General features: G+C 42.9%; 19 protein-coding genes and 1 riboswitch. Of the genes, 2 read left to right on the top strand and 17 right to left on the bottom strand.

Annotated elements, in window-relative coordinates:
• Positions 1-3: 3 nt before the first annotated feature.
• The 5 genes from ACVR1G_RS00740 to sufB all read right to left on the bottom strand — a co-directional run bounded on the left by ACVR1G_RS00740 (position 4) and on the right by sufB (position 4,701).
• The gene (locus ACVR1G_RS00740) at positions 4-399 is read right to left on the bottom strand and encodes a hypothetical protein (protein ID WP_447451314.1); all 396 of its coding nucleotides are present in this window, start codon (positions 397-399) and stop codon (positions 4-6) included.
• 61 nt (positions 400-460) lie between these two features.
• The gene (locus ACVR1G_RS00735; protein WP_447451313.1) at positions 461-883 is read right to left on the bottom strand and encodes a transcriptional repressor TraM; all 423 of its coding nucleotides are present in this window, start codon (positions 881-883) and stop codon (positions 461-463) included.
• Between the two features lie 192 nt (positions 884-1,075).
• Positions 1,076-1,173: riboswitch (purine riboswitch) on the bottom strand.
• Between the two features lie 64 nt (positions 1,174-1,237).
• Positions 1,238-1,900, bottom strand: coding sequence for an endonuclease III domain-containing protein (locus ACVR1G_RS00730; protein ID WP_447451312.1), 663 nt, complete (start codon positions 1,898-1,900; stop codon positions 1,238-1,240).
• A gap of 5 nt (positions 1,901-1,905) precedes the next feature.
• The gene (locus ACVR1G_RS00725; protein WP_447451311.1) at positions 1,906-2,898 is read right to left on the bottom strand and encodes an aldo/keto reductase; all 993 of its coding nucleotides are present in this window, start codon (positions 2,896-2,898) and stop codon (positions 1,906-1,908) included.
• A gap of 396 nt (positions 2,899-3,294) precedes the next feature.
• Positions 3,295-4,701, bottom strand: coding sequence for a Fe-S cluster assembly protein SufB (gene sufB / locus ACVR1G_RS00720; protein ID WP_447451310.1), 1,407 nt, complete (start codon positions 4,699-4,701; stop codon positions 3,295-3,297).
• 182 nt (positions 4,702-4,883) lie between these two features.
• Here sufB and ACVR1G_RS00715 point away from each other — a divergent pair, with 182 nt between their 5' ends.
• A complete protein-coding gene (locus ACVR1G_RS00715; protein ID WP_447451309.1) occupies positions 4,884-5,240 on the top strand; it encodes a DUF1304 domain-containing protein in 357 nt (118 codons plus the stop codon).
• 232 nt (positions 5,241-5,472) lie between these two features.
• On the opposite strand, the gene ACVR1G_RS00710 is transcribed toward ACVR1G_RS00715, so the two are convergent.
• The 12 genes from ACVR1G_RS00710 to ACVR1G_RS00655 form a co-directional block, all read right to left on the bottom strand.
• The gene (locus ACVR1G_RS00710; protein ID WP_447451308.1) at positions 5,473-6,711 is read right to left on the bottom strand and encodes a sensor histidine kinase; all 1,239 of its coding nucleotides are present in this window, start codon (positions 6,709-6,711) and stop codon (positions 5,473-5,475) included.
• Positions 6,712-6,716: 5 nt separating this feature from the next.
• Positions 6,717-7,400 (bottom strand): response regulator transcription factor, encoded by a 684-nt coding sequence (locus tag ACVR1G_RS00705; RefSeq protein WP_447451307.1) that lies wholly within the window; start codon positions 7,398-7,400, stop codon positions 6,717-6,719.
• A complete protein-coding gene (locus ACVR1G_RS00700; protein WP_447451306.1) occupies positions 7,401-8,018 on the bottom strand; it encodes a GTP pyrophosphokinase in 618 nt (205 codons plus the stop codon).
• Between the two features lie 300 nt (positions 8,019-8,318).
• Positions 8,319-8,948: an ABC transporter permease gene (locus ACVR1G_RS00695; protein WP_447451305.1), complete on the bottom strand. Its 630-nt coding sequence runs from the start codon at positions 8,946-8,948 to the stop codon at positions 8,319-8,321.
• The gene (locus tag ACVR1G_RS00690) at positions 8,941-9,699 is read right to left on the bottom strand and encodes an ABC transporter ATP-binding protein (protein WP_447451449.1); all 759 of its coding nucleotides are present in this window, start codon (positions 9,697-9,699) and stop codon (positions 8,941-8,943) included. The genes ACVR1G_RS00695 and ACVR1G_RS00690 overlap by 8 nt, the downstream gene beginning before the upstream one ends.
• Before the next feature lie 286 nt (positions 9,700-9,985).
• Positions 9,986-10,897, bottom strand: coding sequence for a glycine betaine ABC transporter substrate-binding protein (locus ACVR1G_RS00685; RefSeq protein ID WP_447451304.1), 912 nt, complete (start codon positions 10,895-10,897; stop codon positions 9,986-9,988).
• Complete coding sequence (locus tag ACVR1G_RS00680) at positions 10,894-11,523, bottom strand: ABC transporter permease (protein WP_447451303.1); 630 nt, start codon at positions 11,521-11,523, stop codon at positions 10,894-10,896. The genes ACVR1G_RS00685 and ACVR1G_RS00680 overlap by 4 nt, the downstream gene beginning before the upstream one ends.
• Positions 11,523-11,966, bottom strand: a complete 444-nt coding sequence (locus tag ACVR1G_RS00675) for a MarR family winged helix-turn-helix transcriptional regulator (RefSeq protein WP_447451302.1) — start codon at positions 11,964-11,966, stop codon at positions 11,523-11,525. Before ACVR1G_RS00675 ends, ACVR1G_RS00680 begins: the two co-directional genes overlap by 1 nt.
• Positions 11,967-12,367: 401 nt before the next feature.
• Positions 12,368-13,786, bottom strand: coding sequence for a DHA2 family efflux MFS transporter permease subunit (locus ACVR1G_RS00670; RefSeq protein WP_447451301.1), 1,419 nt, complete (start codon positions 13,784-13,786; stop codon positions 12,368-12,370).
• A gap of 451 nt (positions 13,787-14,237) precedes the next feature.
• A complete protein-coding gene (locus ACVR1G_RS00665; protein WP_447451300.1) occupies positions 14,238-15,992 on the bottom strand; it encodes an ABC transporter ATP-binding protein in 1,755 nt (584 codons plus the stop codon).
• A complete protein-coding gene (locus ACVR1G_RS00660) occupies positions 15,982-17,811 on the bottom strand; it encodes an ABC transporter ATP-binding protein (RefSeq protein WP_447451299.1) in 1,830 nt (609 codons plus the stop codon). The genes ACVR1G_RS00665 and ACVR1G_RS00660 overlap by 11 nt, the downstream gene beginning before the upstream one ends.
• 9 nt (positions 17,812-17,820) lie before the next feature.
• The gene (locus ACVR1G_RS00655; RefSeq protein ID WP_447451298.1) at positions 17,821-18,249 is read right to left on the bottom strand and encodes a MarR family winged helix-turn-helix transcriptional regulator; all 429 of its coding nucleotides are present in this window, start codon (positions 18,247-18,249) and stop codon (positions 17,821-17,823) included.
• A 221-nt stretch (positions 18,250-18,470) separates the two neighbouring features.
• Between ACVR1G_RS00655 and ACVR1G_RS00650 the strand changes: the two genes are divergently transcribed.
• A complete protein-coding gene (locus ACVR1G_RS00650) occupies positions 18,471-20,564 on the top strand; it encodes a surface-anchored 5'-nucleotidase (protein ID WP_447451297.1) in 2,094 nt (697 codons plus the stop codon).
• Positions 20,565-20,745: the final 181 nt, after the last annotated feature.

Raw genomic sequence — 20,745 nt, 5'->3', positions numbered from 1 at the left:
TTTCTACTCCTTTATATACTTGATCTTAATGCTTTTTATACTGACCTTTTGTCTACTATCCGAACGATTTTGGATCTCTTCTGAATAGTATCCTTCTCCTTCTAGCTCTCCACCAATTTGTTTTTCACTAAAAGAAATATAATACTTATTATTGACCCTTGCCGTGATTCTCCAATATCCTGTCATATCATTTTTCTCAAATTCAATAAACTCTATCGTCTTGATATCATCACCATTTGCCAATTCATAATGGTCAACAAGATAGTTAGCTATCCTATCCTGCTCACTTTTATACTTTGGCTCATCTTTGCCTGTAAAGGGATTAATCATTATTATACCTCCTATTACTAAAATTGCTGCGATTCCTAATAAAATAACTGCTTTCTTTTTTAATGTCATAAAACCTCCTTAATATTATAATATAAGCTAAACTAGGCTCAATATCAGATAGGCTCTACCATTAACCATCAATCTCATTTGCTAGCTCGTCAAGAATTTTCCCTAATTCTTCTGGAGTATAACCAGATGCATCAATTAGCTCTTGCTTTTCTTTCTGGACTTGGCGCATATCTTCTTCTAACTTTTTGGCGAAGTCAGATAGTTCATGAACACTCTCTTGAGATAGTCGATGATTTTCTTTCACTTCCTCCCATGATTGATGTAATTCTTGAGCAAAGTCTAAATCTTGACGACGTTTAGTTTCCGGCAAGAGAGCTAACGAAAATGTTCTGACGAGTTCCAATATCCCCCGAGATAGTTTTTCACTGTCATGGACTAGTTTTTCATTATTTCTAAGCTCAGCTTGATATTTTTCAATAATGGCCTCTCGTTTTAGTAAGGCAAAGAGTTTGTTTTTAAACTTTATGGCTCTTTCATCTAACATAGAACCGCACCTCCTTGTGTCATTGTAACATACTCCTATACATGCTGTCTTATGGGTGGCAACTGACTCTGATTTTTGAGCATAAACCAGCAATTATAGCATAAAAAATGAGTATCCAACTGTGTCAGATACTCATTTTCAGCACTAGCTTTTTGAAGATTTTTGATACATAAAAAGAACTTCTAGAAGTTAATTGTTGTCTGCCATACTTATTGAAAGACATTTACGGTGTCTTGTAGAGACGCTGTGCCCTATTCACAGTTTAAATAAGTTTCTGATAGATTATTCTATTTGTATTATCGAAAATCGATTGTTTTAATCATATCACGCAGTAGGGAAAATGTAAATGCTGATTTATCCTTTTTCCCTAGACTCCCAGTCTAATCTATGACCAGCTAGGAAGCTTGTTTTGAAATTCTCTATGGGATGAAAATAGGCCTTGCCAAATTCATCAATCAAGCCATGAAATTCTTGGGCTTCCTGATAAGTGAAGGACTCTGGAAGCTGAGATAGCTGGCGGTTCAAACTTTGATAGGTGGTCAATCCCTCAACACCTAAAAGACCAAAGAGCGTGCGAGCATACTTATCCGCTACGAATTGCGGCTGGTCGAAAATATAAGTCAGCAGCACATCAGCCGTCTCAGGTCCGACACCATGCAGCTTAAGCAGGGTATCACGCAGACTTACACCATACTGCGCCACAATAGCCTTGGGATCCTGATTATGAGCTAGGTACCACTGGGTCAACGTTTGGATGGCCTTGCTTTTATTCTTCATAAAGCCGGCTGGCCGAACCAGTTCCTCCAAATCTTCCAGCGGCAGCTGCCGAATACGGTGAAAATCGTAATCGGTCTGGGCTCTAATCAGCTGTGACGCACGAACAGCATTGCGCTCAGTTGTATTTTGAATCAAAATAGCCTCAATAATAATCTGCTGTTTACTATCAGCCGGCCACCAGCCGGTGGGCCCCATGTGTGCCAGCATCTTTTGATAGAGGTCGTATAGGGTTAACTCCATACTATTTACAAAGCCCCGACAACCTTGTGAGGGAGATATTTTTCTTCCAGATAATCCATATCTTCCTGAGTCAAGTGAAGGTCAAAAGCTCCCATAAAGTCATCCAGATATTTTTCCTTGGTGACACCGACAATTGGAGAGTGGACGCCTTTTTGCCATAACCATGCCAAGGCGATCTGCGTGCGGGTGACACCGTATTTGTCAGCAAGTTCAGCGACTCGGTTAACAATCGCCATGTCCTGCTCCTCGGTACTGTCGTATTTACTTTGGGCTGTTGTATCCGTCTTACTGCGGGCTGTATCAGCTGTCCAATCGCGCACGACACGACCCGATGCCAAAGGACTGTAGGGCGCTAAACCAACACCTGTCTCCTGACAGAAAGGCAACATTTCGCGCTCATCTTCACGATAGAGGAGATTATAATGATTTTGCATGACGGAAAATTTAGTCCAGCCGTTCTTTTCAGCAACATATTGCGCTTTCTGGAACTGCCAAGCATACATGGCTGAAGCTCCCAGATAACGAACCTTACCGCTGCCTACCAAATCGTTCAGAGCTGACATGGTCTCTTCAATTGGCGTATGATAATCCCAGCGATGAATATAGAGAATATCAATGTAATCAGTCCCCAACCGCTTAAGGCTGCGCTCAACCTGATGGAAAATAGCCTTGCGTGAAAGCCCGTGGTTGTTGGGCTTACTTTCACCATTAGGCAAATCACTGAAGAAGCATTTGGTCGCAATCACCACATCTTCACGGTTGGCAAAATCACGAAGAGCTCGGCCGAGGTACTCTTCACTGCTGCCAGCCGCATAAACATTAGCCGTATCAAAGAAATTGATTCCTAGATCCAAGGCTTTCTTAATGATGACACGGCTCTTGTCCTCATCGAGAAGCCAGCCTGAGTGAAATCCCAGCGTGGCATCTCCAAAACTCATACAGCCTAAGCAGAGCTTAGAAACTTCCAAACCTGTTGCTCCTAATTTCACATATTCCATGATGCTACCTCCTGTAGAAATTTCACCTTTATTCTATACCTTGAAGTCCACTATAAGTCAAGTTAAAACTTAAAAAACAAACAAATTATTTACGCAGGATTCAGGCAGTTCCAGTCTTAACAGCAAGAAAAGTAAAAGGGAGTGGGATCAACCTAAAAATAACAAAAGCACTGGTCAGCAAAATTTTATTTTTAGCTGCTGTCCTGAAGGGCTGAGACAAAAGTCCTGTCGCCATAGATTTTTTGAGATATAACAGTTTGACACAGTAGTTGGAAGTGAAGCTTGTTGGCTAGGTTAGCTTAGTCTTGCTATTGCACATTGGGCTAAGAGACTATTCCAAATCAGAAATACTGGATGAGTTTTTGCTCAACTTCTATCTGACACTCATGATAGAACTTATCCAATCGAGCCTTCCATTTCAAAAGAAATCAATCGGTTCAGTTCAACTGCGTATTCCATCGGTAACTCCTTGGCGAAGGGTTCGATGAAGCCCATGACGATTTTTTCAGTCGCTTCCTGCTCCGTGAGTCCGCGGCTCATCAGGTAAAAGAGCTGTTCCTCAGAAATTTTAGAGACCTTGGCTTCGTGCTCTAAAGAAACAGATGAATTGTGGATCTCATTAAATGGTACTGTATCTGAAGATGACAAATCATCCATTAGAATCGTATCACATTCTATGTGACTGAGAGACTGGCTAGCATTTTCCTTAAAGGTCACCTGACCACGGTAGTCCACCTTTCCGCCTCCCTTGGCCAGTGATTTGGAAATAATCGAAGATTTCGTATGGGGAGCATTGTGGATCATTTTAGCACCGGTGTCTTGGTCTTGTCCTTTATTGGCAAAGGCGATGGTCAGCATGGTTCCTGTTGCTCCTTGACCATCCAGATAGATAGCTGGATATTTCATGGTTGTTTTGGAACCAAGATTCCCATCAATCCACTCGACCGTTGCGTCTTTTTTAGCCGTCGCCCGCTTGGTCACCAGATTATAGACATTGTCCGACCAGTTCTGAATAGTGGTGTAACGAATGTGGGCACCATCCAAAGCGAAAACTTCAACAACAGCGGCATGCAAGCTATTGGTCGTGTAGCTCGGTGCCGTACAGCCCTCAACATAGTGCATGCTGGCCCCCTTATCAACAATAATCAATGTACGTTCAAATTGACCGGTATTTTCATTATTAATACGTAAGTAGAGCTGCAGGGGGACTTCCACATGAACTCCTTTGGGAATATAGATAAAAGTTCCCCCTGACCAAACAGCTGAGTTAAGAGCAGCCAGTTTATTATCAGTCGGCGGTACCAATTGACCAAAATATTGACGAAAAAGTTCAGGATACTCCTGCAGAGCCGAATCAATATCGGTGAAAATAATGCCTTGGGCTTCGAACTCCTTTTTCATATTGTGGTAGACCGCTTCGGACTCATACTGGGCAACGGTTCCCGCCAAATAGGATTGCTCTGCCTCGGGAACACCTAAACGCTCAAAGGTCTCCTTGACCTTATCCGGCACCTCATCCCAAGTCCTAGCCGGCGCATCGGAGACTTTTTGATAGTAGACAATATCATTAAAATTGACACCTGATAAATCCGGTCCCCATGAGGGCAGAGGCATCTCCTCAAAGGCCTTGAGAGCCTTCAGGCGAAAATCCAGCATCCAGTCCGGCTCCTGCTTCTTCTGCGAAATCTGCCGAACCACATCCTCATTCAGTCCCTTTCCTGTTGAAAAGACAGGATCCATATCCACGTGAAAATCATAGTCTTGCTGATCGACCTGAAAGTTATCTTGGCTATCTGTTGTCATTCAATCGCCACCTTTCTTGTTCTCCATTATAATATTTCTTCTGATAAAAATATAGCTTCTGGTCCAAAAAATTAGATTTATCCAAGAGGCTCTAGTTCTCTCAGTCAAATCGCTTGCAATTAATTCTGCAGCCCCCTATAATAAAACAGAAATCAATAGATAAGAAGAGAGGAATATGATTTATGTCAGTAATGACGATAATTTTAGCAAGCCTCGTTGCTCTGGAATTTTTCTATATCATGTATTTAGAAACCTTTGCAACGACATCTGCCAGCACATCACGGGTTTTTGGCATGACTCGAGAGGAACTGTCAGCACCATCCTTAAAGACCCTTTTTAAAAACCAAGGTGTCTATAATGGTTTGATTGGGGTTGGCATTCTTTACGCCCTCATCTGGAATCCAAGCATGCTGCTGCCCATCATGATTTATATCGTACTGGTAGCAGCTTACGGTGCAGCCACGTCTAATCCTAAAATCCTCCTGACCCAAGGTGGTCTAGCCATCTTGACTATTATTACTGCAATATTTTTAGGATAAACTAACTATAAAAACTAGGCTTAAGGTCGATTCTAAAACAGTCTGATAAGAATAGTCAGCTTTTTAGTTCATCTACGTTACAGTCTAGTTTTTTTATTTATTGGGGCGCGTCCCTAAACGTTTTTCAGCACCTCATTTGAGAGAGCGTAGACGTTTGGAAGATCGTTTTTTTGCGGCCATGGATTCATAAAATAAGAGGTTGAGACAAAAGCAGGACTTTTGTTTCAACCTCTTATGTAGGAAAGATAACGGTAAAGGTGATGGTGTCACCTTTGTAGCTGGCAAAAATACGCCCTTTAAAAAGCTTGACTACGCTTTCTGCCATGGACAGTCCAATTCCAAATCCCGATTTTTTCTTGTTGCTATGAGATTCTTCTTCTCGATAAAAACGCTCAAAGAACTTGCTGTAATCAGTACCCTGTCCTTCTTTGTAGGTATTGGAGACTTGCAGTCTGGCTCGTTTGCGGGTGCGCCCTACCTGACTGAGGCTGACGCTGACCTTACCGCCCGCATCACAGTACTTATTAGCATTATCAACTAAGATGGTTACCAATTCAAAAATTGATTTCTCTTCTGCCTTAATGTGAATATCAGGCGATATAGCCATGACAAATTCTTTACCATCTCTAACCACTGGTCCTTTAAAATCCTCGGCAGCATCTTCTGCGACTGCCGAAAAATCGACATCAGATAGGGTTATATCGGGCTGCTCTTCCAGCCTAGCCATAGCCACCATTGAATTAATGAGGTTGCCCAAGCGACTGACCTGATCCTTGGTGGAAAGTGACCACTCAGTCTCACCGGTCATGAGCTCCTGTAGTTCCGTATTGGCCTGAATAATAGCCAAGGGAGTCTTAAGTTCATGCCCCGCATTGGTAACAAAGCGTCTCTGCTTCTCCATATTTCTGACAAAGGGGCGAATAATCCGACCTGAAAAGAGGGAAAAGATAGTGAGAAAAAGGACAAAACTGACAAGAGACATAAGAGAAGTCAGATGAGTCAACCGTTTAGTGGAGGCGTAGAATTGGCTGCTATCTAAAACGACAATCAAGGTTTTCCCACCTTCTATCGGCGTTCGCTGATAAGAAAATTCAACATCATTGACTGTTAATGTGCCCTTATCTTTTTTAGAGTTCAATACAGTTTTAATAATACTAGCGACATCATCCGTTTTGACCGATTGAATATTATCAATCGAGGCGGATAACAATTTTCGATCTTTATCTAGAGTCAGGCTGAAATAACGGTACTGGTAGAGGGCATCAGGAGACGTAATTCCCAAGCGATCCGAGGTCTTATCATTATAAGTCAGCTCACCATCATTGTTAGCTAAAAGCTGCAAGACACTGTCAATCTGTTGACGGGCTGTCAAATAATAAGCCGAAGTGAGCACATTAGAAAAGATAAAGAGTGCCAAGGCGAGCGCTGCCGCAGCAATCAAAATAATTCGAAAGCGCAACCGTCTAAACATAAACATCACCTGCCTTCTGTTAATTCAAAACCGCCTTCTGGCTCACCAAGAATCTCCAAGTCGGCCTTGATGGCCTTGAGTTTCTGCCGCAGATAGGAGATATAGACATAGACATAATCCTCTGTCACTTGATCAGCATCATCCTTACCCCAGACCTGCTGAAAAATCTCCTGAATAGATAGGCGCTTGCCAACATTTAGCATGAGAAATTCCATCAATTTTGCTTCCTTACTGGCTAAGCGAACCGAATTAGCCGCCGTCAGCTCCTGCTCTGCAATATTGAGGGTGACAGATCCAACCTCCAGCACCTTAGCCGTATAGGTATCGAGACGGCGCTCCATTGAGCGTAAACGTGCCAGCAATTCCTTTAGAGAGATTGGTTTCGTCAGATATTCATCAGCCCCTGCGTCCAAGCCAGTTACTCGGTCATTGATTTCAGACATAGCTGTCAGCATGATGACGGGGGTACGATTGCCTGATTCCCGCATCTCCTTCAAGGCCTCTAGGCCTGTTTTTACCGGCATCATGATGTCCAAGACCATCACATCGTAAGCCTTCTCTCGTGCCAAATTGACAGCTATTTGACCATTTGCCGCATGATCAACCTGATAGCCTTGGTGCTCCAAAGCTGCTTGATATACGCGAGCAAGTTGCTCTTCGTCCTCTGCTAATAAAATATGCATAGGCATTTAGTCACCACTTTCTTGAATCAAATTACGGATAGTCTGCATGGTTAAATCACAAGAAGCTAATTCATCAGCACAGCGTTTCAGTTCTCGCGTGATCATCTCCGGATTTTTAATATCGTGCTTATACTTCATCTGATGCTCCAGGCTAGCCCAAGAATCTTGAGCAATAGTCCGCAGCTGGATTTCTGCAAAATAATGCCCCCTGCTATTTCCATCTACATCCGGAAAGTCTGTTTCGATATCTAATATCAAATGATAGGAGCGATAACCATTAGGCTTAGCATTAAAAATGTAGTCCTTCTCATTGTAGACACTAACTCCCGGTAGATTCTTGAGCACCTCCACCGTTTTGTAAATATCGTCAACAAAGCCGCAAACTACCCGAATACCAATACTGTCTCGGATAGCTCTGAGAGCAGATTGCGGTTGAAGCGGAAGCTTTTTTCGGCGACATTTTTCAACCATGCTGTCCTCATCCTTAACGCGAGCAAGCAGGTGTTCATAAAGCTTAAAGCCAGTTGCTGCCTTCTGCTTTTTATTCGCAAGCTCAATACTATCTGTTAGAAGCTTTAAAATCTGCGGTAGGTAGTCGGCATAGTCACCATAGATACTTGACATAAGAATTTCCCTTTAAATAATAATAGAATGCACTTATTATAGCACACTTGCAAGCATAATTTGCTATTGAAAAAACCGCTTCAGCGAAACGGTTTTAACCACTCGAACCCATAAACGTAAATGTCCCTTCTTAGGAGTTAGAGAACCAATCCAGTCTAAAAATAGTGTTATTGCTCCAAGGTCTAAAAAGTCAGGGATACACCAAGCCATGCTCTGTCTAATAAGCTGGTTATTCCACTCACTCCCACAGATTCGGGACTAAAGACTAAATTCACAGAAAAAACAACCTTCTTCTGCCTTTTAAGCTGCTGCTTGTCCTTCCTTTAAAATTTCTTCAATCAGGTAAAGAATAAGACTGACTAGTAAGCTGAGGGCCACCGTCAGCAGGATTCCCCAAGCCAATTCGGGCAGACTCCTTGTGCGTAGACCATCAAAAAGAACAGTGCCTAGTCCACCAGCATTTACAGTTGAGGCAATGGTCGCAATGGCTATAATAGAGGTCGCAGCAAGGCGGATACCGGCGATAATGGCTGGTAAGGCCAAGGGCAATCGAATTTTAACTAACACCTGAACAGGTGTCATCCCCATACCAACCGCTGCTTCTATCACACTGGCATCTACCTGAACCAGTCCTTCAAGAAAGGTTCTCACCATAGTATACTGGGCATAAACAACCAGAGTAATCACGGCTGTCGCGGTTCCTAACCCTGTCCAAGGAATAAGGAGGGCAAAGAGAGCAAAACTGGGCACGGCGTACAGCAGCGACAAAATATAGACAGAAGGCTGGCGCAGTCTAGGTACCAAAAGTAAAGTAACAGTAATGATACTAGACACCAGCAGAGCCAATAAAAGCGAGACACCTGCCAGCACAATATGCTCAATCGTTGCTGTGATTAGCTGATTCGACGCCGTTTGAAAATACTCAATCATTAGCAATACTCCATAAAGATTCTTGGGCACGCGCAGTCTCAACTAACTTGCGGACAAAGTCCCCCTGCGGCTCTCTGATAATCTGTTTAGGACTGGCAAACTGGCAAATTTTCCCCTGATCCATGATTAAAACACGGTTGCCTAATTTAAATGCCTCTGTAATATCGTGAGTGATAAAAATAAAGGTCTTATCTCCCAGTTGCTGATGGAGCTCTACAAGCTGTTCCTGCAAATCTGTACGCGTAATAGCATCAATGGCTCCAAAGGGCTCGTCAAATAGAATGACGTTAGGATTCGATGCCAGAGCCCGGGCAACACCGACTCGCTGTTGCTGTCCACCTGAAAGTTCATGAGGATAGCGCTTGCCATATTCAGCAGACGGTAGCTGGACCAGCTCTAAAAGGCGGTCTGTCTCCTCAGCTATTCGTTTCTTATCCCACTTGAGCAGTTTGGGAACCGTAGCAACATTATCAGTTACTGTCAGATGTGGAAAAAGGCCAATTTGCTGAACGACATATCCAATATGACGTCGGTGAGCAATGGGATCAAGCGACAGCAAATCCTTTCCTTCAAAAAACACCCGACCTTTACTTGGTTCAATCAAGCGATTTATCATCTTCAGCGTCGTAGTCTTGCCAGAACCCGAGCTTCCGAGGATTGTGATAAATTCCCCCTTTTCAATGGTAAAAGTAACATCATCGACAACAGTCTTGTCGTTATAAACCTTGCTGACATGATCAAATTGGATAATCTCTGCCATACTCTCCTCAATTCTTGTCTGTCAAAAATCCTTGCAAAAGGCCGAACGAAAACTCATTCAGTCCGCATGTTTTTGAATAAATTCTCAGTGCAGTAGGTGGCTGGCTTTCCTTTTGCCACAAGGTCAAAGCGGAAAGCTAAATGAATGCAATGAACGCTGTTCATCTTATCTCCAACCTCCAAAGGTCCCAGCGTTTCCAGTTACTAGTCACTACCTGACAATCAGGAAGTGATGGGACCTAAAAATTTTTGAGGCTCTCCTTGCTTCTTGTACTTTCTTACTTAATAGTTTCATAGTAGTCTCTGGCCACTTTTTTATAATCTTCCTTATCAACATCAACCTTAGCGTTGAGTTTTGTCACCGTTTTAGTGGTCAAAGATTTAGTAACCTGATTCAGGATTCCTTTTACCTCAGGATATTTCTTAAGCGTTTCATCACGGATAACAGGGGCTAAATTATAAGGCGGCCAAAAGGCTTTATCGTCCTTCAAAAGCGTATACTTATCTGTATCAACCAGTTGCCCTTCTGTCGTATAAGCTGGCGTGACATCCGCTTTATTATTGGCCAGAATCTCATACTTCAAGCTATTATCATAGGTTTTTGACGATTTCCAATTAAAGCTGCCATAAGTCTTTTCCAGCCCTGGCAAACCATCTTCACGCTGGTCAAATTCACCCTGACTAGCAAAACGGAGCTCCTGCGCATGTTTCTGTAAATCTGAAATCGTCTTAATGTTTAATTTTTTTGCGGTTTCCGTCCGGATTACCAAACCTTGACTGTCATTAGCTTGTGCATAGTCCAGCCAAGTCAATTTGAATTTTTTCTCATAGTTTGTTTTTACCGTTTTATAAACAGCTTTGGGATCTGTCTGCATATTTTCTCCTAGGACAGATAGGAGCCCTGTTCCTGTGTACTCGGGATAGACATCAATCTCATTATTTTTTAAAGAATTATGAATGAGAGAACTTCCAATATTGGCCTTGCGGTCAACCTTATAGCCATGGTCCTCTAAGGCTAAAGAATAAACTTCTGCCACGACAAGGTTTTCAGTGAAATCCTTAGAACCAAAACGAATCGTTCCCTTGCTACCTGCGCCATTTGACGTCTTTAAACCTGCAGCAAAGAATCCGCCAACAAGCAGCACCAAAAGTGCTAAGATAGTGCCTAATAATATTTTTTTATTTTTCATTTGACATTACTCCATTTAATTCCTAAATCCATAACCAGCATGCTGACAAAGGATAAAATCGCTACCGAACCACCGCCGATAATCAACAAGTCATACCTAAAGAGCTGAAGTCCGGAAAAAATAAGATTTCCTAAACCGCCAGCACCGATATAAGCAGCCAGTGTAGCGCTGGCAATAATTTCAACCAAGGAGAGCTTAATCCCATTGAGAATATAAGGCAGGGCTAGGGGAATGCTCACTTGAAGCATCAGCTGAGACTGGGTCATACCAAGACCAATCCCAGTCTCCAGCAAATCATCTGAAACCTGTTCAAAGCCAACAACCGTATTAACCAAGATTGGCGGCAGACCCAAAAAGATCAATGCTATCAGGGCTGGTACTGTCCCAACTCCAACCAAAGGAATGAGGATAAAAAGTACACCGAGACTAGGGATAACCCTCAAAGCTTGACTGGCCCCCGTTATCAGCTGCTTGAGATGAGGTCTTCGATAAGCATAATAACCTAGACTAAAGCCCAAAAGCAGCGAAATAAAGAGCGCTGATAAACTCAGACTGATATGCTGCCAGACATAACCCCAATAGGCAGCGCTATGGGCCGTAAAATATTGACTAATTTTCTCAACCATTAGTGCACCTGATGACTTTCTATCAAACTCTTAAATTTCTGCGAGAAGAGTCGAGTTGCCTCTAACAGTGTTTCTTGTTGCTGCTGACTGAGAGCTGACATCGCCTGCTTTTCATAATCATAAAAAGGAGCGACGATCGCTTGGAACTCACGCTGACCATCTGCTGTCAGCATGACTAGCTTTTTGCGCTTATCAACTAGACTAAGTTCTAAGCGGAGCCAGCCTTTTTGGCGATAGGTCTTAACGATAGCTTGAATAACCTGCTTGGTTGAAAAAGTTCGTTTGGCTAAACTCTCCTGCGTCATCCCCATGGGACGATTGTAAATCCACATCAAAACTAGAAAAGACTTGCTGGTCATGCCGTGTTGGCGAGCATAACTTTCAATGAGCGAAAACTGTTCATCCCGCAACATAGCATATTGCTGAGCCTTGGTTAGCATCATACCTTATCCTCCTCACCTCAAGCACTTAAAAAGTAAAAATATTTTACCATTACAGTTTACCATACTGCTACTGAGAGTCAACTAATAAGCATACCCTCTTAGTCAAAAATTCAGAGGTTAGGTTATTACTCTAACAAGTAATTATTGCAAATCAATTATCCCTATATTGAGAACTGTTAAGAATTCAAGTAATTATCACTACAAGCTGCTCCTGCCAGCTTTTCTAGATGAGCCTACTGTCTTAATTTTAGATGAGATCGATTTCAAAAATCTATAGGCTGCCTTTAACCTAGTTTGATTTTAATTTTTTGTGAGTAGAATTAATGGATAAAAATAAAAAACACAAAGCCTTCTTTGCCTCGAAAGCTAAGGCAGAGAAGACTCTGTGTTTGTCTGAGTGTTTATTTTGTTCTGCTGCTCTTCAAATTCAAAGCTAATAGGAAACCGGCAATAGCAAGGCCTAATGTGAAATAAAAGCCGTAATGAATCCCATTTGTAAAGGCAGCTGCGTGATTGGAACCATGGTAATGAGCTTGCCCTAATACCAAGAAACTCGTAGCTAATGCTGTAGCTATAGCGCCGATAATTTGCTGCATCGTATTCATAATTGTTGAGCCATCAGCCGATTCAGCCCCATGCAAACTGTTAAGAGCATGGGTCTGCGAAGGAGACATAGCTAAGGGGCAGCCAATCATTAAAACAATGTGGGCAGCAATGACATAAGTGACCGATGATGCTGGAGTAACAAAAATCAGCATAACAGCACCTATGATAGCGATGATAAATCCTAATCGAGCCGGCATCGGTGCCCCCAAATTATCATAAAGGCGACCTGATACGGCTGATACCAAGGCATTGACAAGGCCGCCAGGCAACATAATAATCCCTGTCATAGCAACAGGCAAGCCCATACCATTTTGAATAAATTGCGGAAAGAGATACATAGTTGATAAGATAATAGCAAAGTCCAGCATAACCAGAACAGCCCCGATTCTAAAAGCTGGTTTGGTAAAAATTTTCAAATTAAGAATGGGATTTTTAAGGTGCAGCTGACGGTAAGTATAAAATGTCAAAACAAGGATTCCGATCGCTAAAGCTCCCAGAACAATCGGTGAACCCCAGCCTTGATTACTAGCAAAACTAACACCGACAACCAAGGCGCCAAACCCCACAATACTGGATAAAACAGACAGAAAGTCAACCTTAGGTTTCGTCAACTCTGCTACATTTTTTAGAAAAACTAGGGCAAAGATTAAGGCGACTGCCAAAATAAGGGCAAAAGACCAAAAAATATAGCGCCATGACAGTTTTGCCAGCAAAAGTCCTGTTAAAGTCGGACCAATAGCAGGGGCAAACATGATAACCAGCGCATTAACTCCCATGGCTGCCCCTAGCTTTTGCATAGGAAAAATCTTCATGGCTACAGTAAACATTAGGGGTAGAATGAGACCAGTTCCGATCCCTTGAATCATTCGACCTGCCAATACAAGGCTAAAATTGCTTCCCAAGGTTGAAATAACAGCACCGCAGATAAAAGCCAGAATAGCAAAGATAACTGTCTGCCGGGTCGTAAACCATTTCGAAATCAAGCTGGATAAGGGCAAAACGATACCAATAACCAGCATGTAACCCGTTACCAGCCACTGCAAGGATGACGCTCCTACATTTAAGGCGACTTCCAATTTAGGCAGGGCAATATTTAGTGATGTTTCAGAAAGCATCCCTACAAAAGCTCCGATTAACATACTTGTCATGGCTAACCAAGGATGATCAACATGAACTGAAGCTCGCGCGGTGTTTTCTTGCTTGTGTTCTTCCACAATTATTCTCCTCTCAGTAAACAACAGCTAATTCTGAAGCTAAATAAAAAGAGCCTTTCAAAACAAGAAGGAGACAAAACTTGCGAACAAGCAAGGCTTGTTTCAGCTCCTACTTCGAAAAAACTCATTTTTCTGCAATACAAATGCTGTTTTTTGTATGATTATAGATCCCCTAGTCAAAAAATCAAAATCAGGCTGGGCAACAAAGCATCCCAGTAACTATGGACAGCCTTCAGCAGGCGATCCACCTAGCCGCCGTACTAGTTGTCGAAGTCAGTAACCTGCCTTTGTAATTTCCAAAGAGTATCGACTCAGCGATCCATGGCTTATCTTATCAAATTAAAAATTTTTTTGTAAGTCTTTTCTCAAAAAAAGAAAAACAATTTCTGAAAATCAAAGGAAAGCGATCTATAAAAGAGCCCTCCTTCCGGAAGACCCTTCTTTTACAGTTTTAGGCTGAAGCGAACTGTGAATTGTAAAGGTCGGCATAAAAGCCACCTTGAGTCATTAGCTCATCATGATTACCCTGTTCGATAATATTACCCTCTTTCATTACCAGAATCAGATCGGCATTGCGAATAGTTGACAGGCGGTGGGCGATGACGAAGGATGTCCGTCCTTCCATCAGTTTGTCCATAGCCTTTTGAATCAACTCCTCTGTCCGAGTATCAACCGATGAGGTTGCTTCGTCTAAAATCAGGAGCGGTGAGTCCTTGAGCAAAGCCCGAGCGATAGTCATGAGCTGCTTCTGACCGACAGACAGGGTAATCGAATCATCCAAAACAGTATCGTAGCCCTGCGGCAGGGTCTTAATATAGTGATGGACACCGACTGCCTTGGTAGCAGCAATAACCTGGTCATCTGTTATATGATCTTGATTATAAATCAAGTTCTCTTTGACGGTTCCCTCAAAGAGCCAAGTATCTTGAAGCACCATTGAGAAGGCATTGTGAACTTCAGAGCGCTTCATATCATGGATATTAACACCGTCGATGGAAATGCGTCCTTTATTGATTTCATAAAAACGCATCAGCAAGTTCACAATAGTCGTTTTACCAGCACCAGTTGGACCGACAATAGCAATCTTTTGTCCAGATGCAGCACGGGCAGAAAAATCATGGATAATAGTTCTGTCCTCATTGTAACCAAAGAAGACATTCTCAAAAGCCACATCTCCTTTAACAGTTTGCAATTGGCGGCTTTTGCTTCCTTCTTCTTCCATTTCCTCTTCATCCAAGAATTCAAAAACACGCCCCATTGCAGCATTAGCCGACTGGAGTTGGGTAATCCCCTGCGCAATCTGAGAAATAGGCTGAGTAAAGATGCGAACATAGGTCATAAAGGCCACGATCGTCCCCATGGTAATGTCACCATTGATTGCCATTCGCGCCCCAACAATACAGACCATAACATATCCAAAGTTCCCGACAAACTGCATCATGGGCATCATGATGCCTGAGAAAAATTGAGATTTCCACATACTAGAAAAGAGCTTTTTATTGAGGACTTCAAACTGCTCCTTACTTTCCTGCCGAGCGTTATAACTGGTGACAACATTGTGTCCGGAATAGATCTCTTCCACATAGCCGCTGACGTCAGCAAGATTCTTTTGCTGACGTTTAAATAGGGGTTGACTTTTAGCTATGATAAGAGCTGTCACAGAAAAGCCCCCAAAAACCGATAAAATCGCTGTTGCTGCCATAGTACCATTGGTCCTGATCATCATAAAGATGGACCCCAGCAGTAAAATAACCGCCGATACCATGGAAACCAAGCTTTGGTTGAAGGACTGGGTCAGCAAGTCCACATCATTAGTCACTCGTGATAGGGTATCGCCTTGGGAGTGGCTGTCAAAATAACTCAAGGGAATTTTATTGATCTTATCAGCGATAGCATCGCGCAGACGCTGTGAAAATCGTTGGATAATAGTCGAAACGATAAAGCTGGCTGCGTAAGACACCAAAGCGCCGCCGGCATAAAGTAAGGCCAGCGTCAAGGCAATATGACCAATCTTATCCAGATCAATTTCGCCTGTCAGCCCTTTAGTCATGGTATCTGTCATCTCCTTGAGGCGGTCAGGACCAATAACGGTAATTGTGCTGGATACAGCCGTAAAGATAACCGCTAATCCAAATACTGCCCGATACCCCTTCAGATAAGGAGTCATTTGGCTGAATAAAGATTTAGATTTCTTTTTATTTTCCATTTTCTAACTCCTCCTTAGATAATTGTGAATAGGCAATTTCTTGATAAACAGGATTATTGGCTAAAAGCTCTTTATGGGTACCCTGCCCAACGACTCGCCCTTCATCCAGAACCAAGATCTGGTCAGCATCCATAATAGTCGAAATCCGTTGGGCAACAATCAATTTAGTCAAATCCCTAGTCTTATCATTAAGTTCTTGGCGCAGAATCCGATCGGTCTTATAGTCCAAAGCCGAGAAGGAATCATCGAAAATCAGGATTTCCGGTTTACGGGCCAAGGCACGGGCAATAGCCAGACGTTGCTTCTGACCGCCAGAGAAATTGGTTCCGCCTTGGGCAACTTCTGTATCCAGTCCCTTTTCCTTACTTTCAACGAAATCCTTGGCTTGAGCTAGTTTCAAGGCTTCCCAGATATCATCGTCTGACAGCTGACCTTGGGCACTTTCACCCATGGCAATATTAGAACGAATAGTTCCGCTAAAGAGGACGGCTGTCTGTGGAATATAGCCCACCTTGTTATTAAGATCATCATGGCTATAGTCATCAACCTTGACCCCATCCACTTTAATCCAGCCTTCAGTCGCATCATAGAAGCGCGGAATTAGGTTAACCAGAGTTGATTTCCCCGAACCAGTAGAACCGATAAAGGCAACAGTCTGTCCCTTTTCAGCTGTAAAGGAAACATGTTCAATAACAGCAGCAGAATTTTTACTGTAGCGGAATGAGACATCATGCACTTCCACTCGTCCCTTGCGGCCATCATCAGCCTTGGAATCTTTTTTGAAGATAACCGACGGCTTCAAGGCTAAAACTTCGTTGATCCGCTTAGCAGAAGCTAGAGCCCGCGGCAGAATAATAAAGATAGCCACCATCATCATAAAACCAATAACAACTTGCATAGCATAAGATGAAAAGACCACCATATCACTAAAGATGGAGACACGATCCTTGAGCGCGTGTGCAGCTGCTGCTACCATCTTCATTACTTGAGGGCTCGTTTTATCCACTGCCGGAATCTTGATATCATTAAGCAAGTTGGCACCGATCCAATAAATAGCCAGAGTCAAACCGCTGGAAACGGCAGTCATAACAGGATTCATCAAGGACATCAGACGAAAAACAAAGAGATTAAGCTTAGTCAGATTGGCATTTTCTTCTCGGAACTTCTCATCCTGATAACTTTCCGCATTATAGGCCCGAACCACACGCACACCCGTTAAGGATTCACGAATAGTAGCATTGAGATCATCGGTCAAACCCTGAACTTTGCGCTGCCGCGGAAAAGCGACAAACATCAGGACTGACAGCAGGATAAAGACAACCAAAACAGCTACACCGACAGCACCAGTCCACTCATCGCTTTTGCCCCAAATTTTAGTCAGGGCCCAGACAGCCATAATTGGTCCGCGGGTTACCACCTGCATCCCCATAGTAACCATAATTTGCAGCTGTGTCAGGTCATTGGTCGTCCGAGTCAGCAAACTTGGCACAGAAAATTTCTTAATCTCAGCCTGAGAGTAGTCCGTCACCTGGTTGAAGATATCCGAGCGCAGCTGTGTCGTAAAGCTGGCAGCCGTTCGTGCTGCCAAAAAACCGACTAGAACAGCCATCAAAAAACTCCCAAATGAGAACATGAGCATCTTAGAACCAGGCTTCATGATATCTGATGTCGTCGTCCCTTTATCCTGCAGTAAGGTAGTGATTTTAGACATGTATTCTGGTGTCTTTAAATCCATCCAAACTGCTAGACAAATGAAGACCGTACTTAAGACAATCATGCCCCACTCTTTGGCACTTAATCGTTTAAAAATTTTAAACATGTACGCCTCCTATTTTTCTAAATTAATTTTAAGCTGTTTAAAAACTTTATGGGTAACTTCCAAATCTTGTTCATCAATCCCTTTGAGAAGCTTGTTATGAATTTCCTGACGAAAGATAGCTAGTTCTTGGGCTTTTTCACTCCCCCAATCCGTCAAGACAATCTGCTTACAGCGCTTATCTCTCAAGGAAGGCTTAACCAGAATAAATCCATTCTTTTCCATGCGCTTGATGAGATTACTAGTGACAGACTTGGAAATATCCAGCTTCTCCTCAATATCCTTGATGAAAATTTCGTCATGACGATTTTCGTAAAGATAAGAAACAGTGAAGCCCTGAGGGCCAGCCAAGTGTTCGACCCCTCGTGCCTTGGCCAATTCCTGAATAGCAGCTTCCATAGTATTGATGAAGTTTCTGAAAGTATCAAAAGGATCTTTCATGAAAACACCTCACATTTCCTGAAAACATTTTAGTTCTCGTGAGAATCATTCTACTCGCCCTGTACTTTAAAGTCAAGCAATAAGTTCTCATGGAAACTTTTGGCTAATGCTTAAAAAGATAATTGTTCGTTTATATATAAACAATCGATAAAAAATATATTGAATAATTCGTTATTTAGTTGTAAACTTATGTAGAAAAAGTAAACTATTCGGAGGTATTTATGAAAAAACGTATATTACTAAAAAGTAGTATTTTAGCCATCGCAGCTAGCTTGAGCCTTCTAGCTGCTGAGGTTTCAGCCGATCAAGTAGATGTCCAAGTTCTCGGAGTCAATGACTTTCACGGTGCCTTGGATACGACGGGGACGGCTTCTATGCCAGATGGGCCTGTCAGGGATGCTGGCGGGGTCGCCCAGCTTGATGCTTATATGGATGATGCCCAGGCACAATTCCAAGCTGAGCATCCACAGGGTGACACGACTCGAGTACAAGCTGGTGATATGGTTGGAGCCAGTCCTGCCAATTCAGGTCTTCTGCAGGATGAACCAACTGTTAAAGCTTTTAACCAGATGGATGTCCAATTCGGAACCATTGGCAATCACGAATTTGATGAAGGTTTGGCTGAGTACAACCGAATCCTTCAGGGACAAGCACCTGAACCGGGTCAATTCGATCCAATTGTTGACCAATATTCAGCTGACGGTCAGCAAGAAGCCGCAAAACAGCAGATCCTAGTCGCTAACATCATTGACCAACAGACAAATCAAATTCCCTTTGGCTGGCAGCCCTATGCTATTAAGACCATTCCTATCAATGGTAAAGAAGTCAAGATGGGCTATATCGGTATTGTTACGACTGAAATTCCCAATCTCGTCTTGAGGAAAAATCTCGAAGGCTACACTTTCCTAGATGAGGCTGAAACCATTGCCAAATATGCCAAGGAATTAAATGACCAAGGCGTCCATGCTATTGGTGTTCTGGCTCACGTCGCTGCTGACAATGATGCGGGTGAACTCGAAGGTGATGCTGTGCCGATCCTTAATAAGCTCAACCAAATTTATCCAGACAATAGTGTCGATATTTTCTTTGCCGGTCACAGTCACAAGTACGCCAATGGGGTGGTTGGCAGAACACGTGTCGTTCAGGCCACTTCCCAAGGTAAGGCTTTTGAAGATGTCCGCGGCGTCTTAGATACCGATACAGGTGATTTTACTGATATCCCAAGCGCTCAAATTATCCCTGTAGCACCAGGTAAGGCCGGTAGTCCTGACCTTCAAGCTATTGTTGACGATGCCAGCAGGCGGGTAAAAGCTGTCACACAGGCTAAAATCGGTACTGCTACCCTTCCTCAAGCTATCACTCGGGAGACCAACCAAGATAAGGAAACAGCTGTTGGTGATTTGGTTACTCAAGGACAATTGGCCATTGCTCGCAAAACCTATCCTGATGTTGATTTCGCTTTAACGAATAATGGTGGTGTTCGTTCAGATTTGATTGTTAATCCTGACAAATCTATCACTTGGGGAGCTGCTCAGGCTGTTCAACCATTTGGTAATGTCTTACAGGTTGTTCAGCTGACAGGCCAACAAATTTATGACTCCCTTGACCAACAATATGACGAGCAACAACGCTATTTCTTACAAATGGCTGGACTTCACTATCTCTATACCGATAATCCTGCCGGGGGCAAGGAAACACCTTATAAAGTGGTCAAAGCTTATAAGGATGACGGCAGCGAAATCGATCCGAGTCAGGCCTACAAGGTGGTCATCAACGACTTCCTCTATGGCGGTGGGGATGGCTTCTCTGTGTTGCGCAATGCTCCCCTGATCGGTGCGATTGATCCTGATACCGAAACCTTTGTTCAATACATCAAAGATCAAGAGGCCGCCGGTAAAACGGTTGATATACCGGAGATGAACCACAAGACCTATGTCACCGTTCAAACGGCCCATACCTATCAAGACCGACCTGATGGTCGTCATCTGCTGACTATAGAGACCTATGTCAATCGTCAAGGTCAACCAGTCGGTCAAGCTCTTATCAGCGACCAACGGATTAAAGAAAGCCAGTCTGAAGCAAGAACCGAGCAAAAAACTCAAGTTCTACCAAGTGCTAGCTTTATCCTCACACCTCCCGCTGACAAGACAGGAAATCAGTCAACCGCTGCTCAAGCGAAACAAGTTAATCGAACTGAGGCTAATTCCTTGCCGGAAACGGGAACCGAGGAGAAATCAGCGACTGCCCTTAGCCTAGTCGGTCTGATCATAACATTTACAGTCTTCTTTACGGGAAAGAAAAAGGAAGAAAACTAGCTCTAGCTTAAGAATTTTTCTATGAAATGAAAAAAGAATGACATCCCATTCCTCAAACGAAGGGAAAATGTCATGCTTTTTTGTGATAGGTAAAACTAGATTTTCAAGCGGATAAATTAGATTCTTCTTATAATACAAGAAAAAGCCTATTTCTATTATCATTTTCGAAATTTTATCGCTG

It is taken from the genome of Streptococcus dentasini, from assembly GCF_053206945.1.
This window is presented reverse-complemented; position numbering and strand designations above follow the sequence as displayed.

Coding starts and splice junctions, on each gene's coding strand:
- ACVR1G_RS00740 (WP_447451314.1), bottom strand. CDS start 399: ATGACATTAAAAAAGAAAGCAGTTATTTTATTAGGAATCGCAGCAATT.
- ACVR1G_RS00735 (WP_447451313.1), bottom strand. CDS start 883: ATGTTAGATGAAAGAGCCATAAAGTTTAAAAACAAACTCTTTGCCTTA.
- ACVR1G_RS00730 (WP_447451312.1), bottom strand. CDS start 1,900: ATGGAGTTAACCCTATACGACCTCTATCAAAAGATGCTGGCACACATG.
- ACVR1G_RS00725 (WP_447451311.1), bottom strand. CDS start 2,898: ATGGAATATGTGAAATTAGGAGCAACAGGTTTGGAAGTTTCTAAGCTC.
- sufB (WP_447451310.1), bottom strand. CDS start 4,701: ATGACAACAGATAGCCAAGATAACTTTCAGGTCGATCAGCAAGACTAT.
- ACVR1G_RS00715 (WP_447451309.1), top strand. CDS start 4,884: ATGTCAGTAATGACGATAATTTTAGCAAGCCTCGTTGCTCTGGAATTT.
- ACVR1G_RS00710 (WP_447451308.1), bottom strand. CDS start 6,711: ATGTTTAGACGGTTGCGCTTTCGAATTATTTTGATTGCTGCGGCAGCG.
- ACVR1G_RS00705 (WP_447451307.1), bottom strand. CDS start 7,400: ATGCCTATGCATATTTTATTAGCAGAGGACGAAGAGCAACTTGCTCGC.
- ACVR1G_RS00700 (WP_447451306.1), bottom strand. CDS start 8,018: ATGTCAAGTATCTATGGTGACTATGCCGACTACCTACCGCAGATTTTA.
- ACVR1G_RS00695 (WP_447451305.1), bottom strand. CDS start 8,948: ATGATTGAGTATTTTCAAACGGCGTCGAATCAGCTAATCACAGCAACG.
- ACVR1G_RS00685 (WP_447451304.1), bottom strand. CDS start 10,897: ATGAAAAATAAAAAAATATTATTAGGCACTATCTTAGCACTTTTGGTG.
- ACVR1G_RS00680 (WP_447451303.1), bottom strand. CDS start 11,523: ATGGTTGAGAAAATTAGTCAATATTTTACGGCCCATAGCGCTGCCTAT.
- ACVR1G_RS00675 (WP_447451302.1), bottom strand. CDS start 11,966: ATGATGCTAACCAAGGCTCAGCAATATGCTATGTTGCGGGATGAACAG.
- ACVR1G_RS00665 (WP_447451300.1), bottom strand. CDS start 15,992: ATGGAAAATAAAAAGAAATCTAAATCTTTATTCAGCCAAATGACTCCT.
- ACVR1G_RS00660 (WP_447451299.1), bottom strand. CDS start 17,811: ATGTTTAAAATTTTTAAACGATTAAGTGCCAAAGAGTGGGGCATGATT.
- ACVR1G_RS00655 (WP_447451298.1), bottom strand. CDS start 18,249: ATGAAAGATCCTTTTGATACTTTCAGAAACTTCATCAATACTATGGAA.
- ACVR1G_RS00650 (WP_447451297.1), top strand. CDS start 18,471: ATGAAAAAACGTATATTACTAAAAAGTAGTATTTTAGCCATCGCAGCT.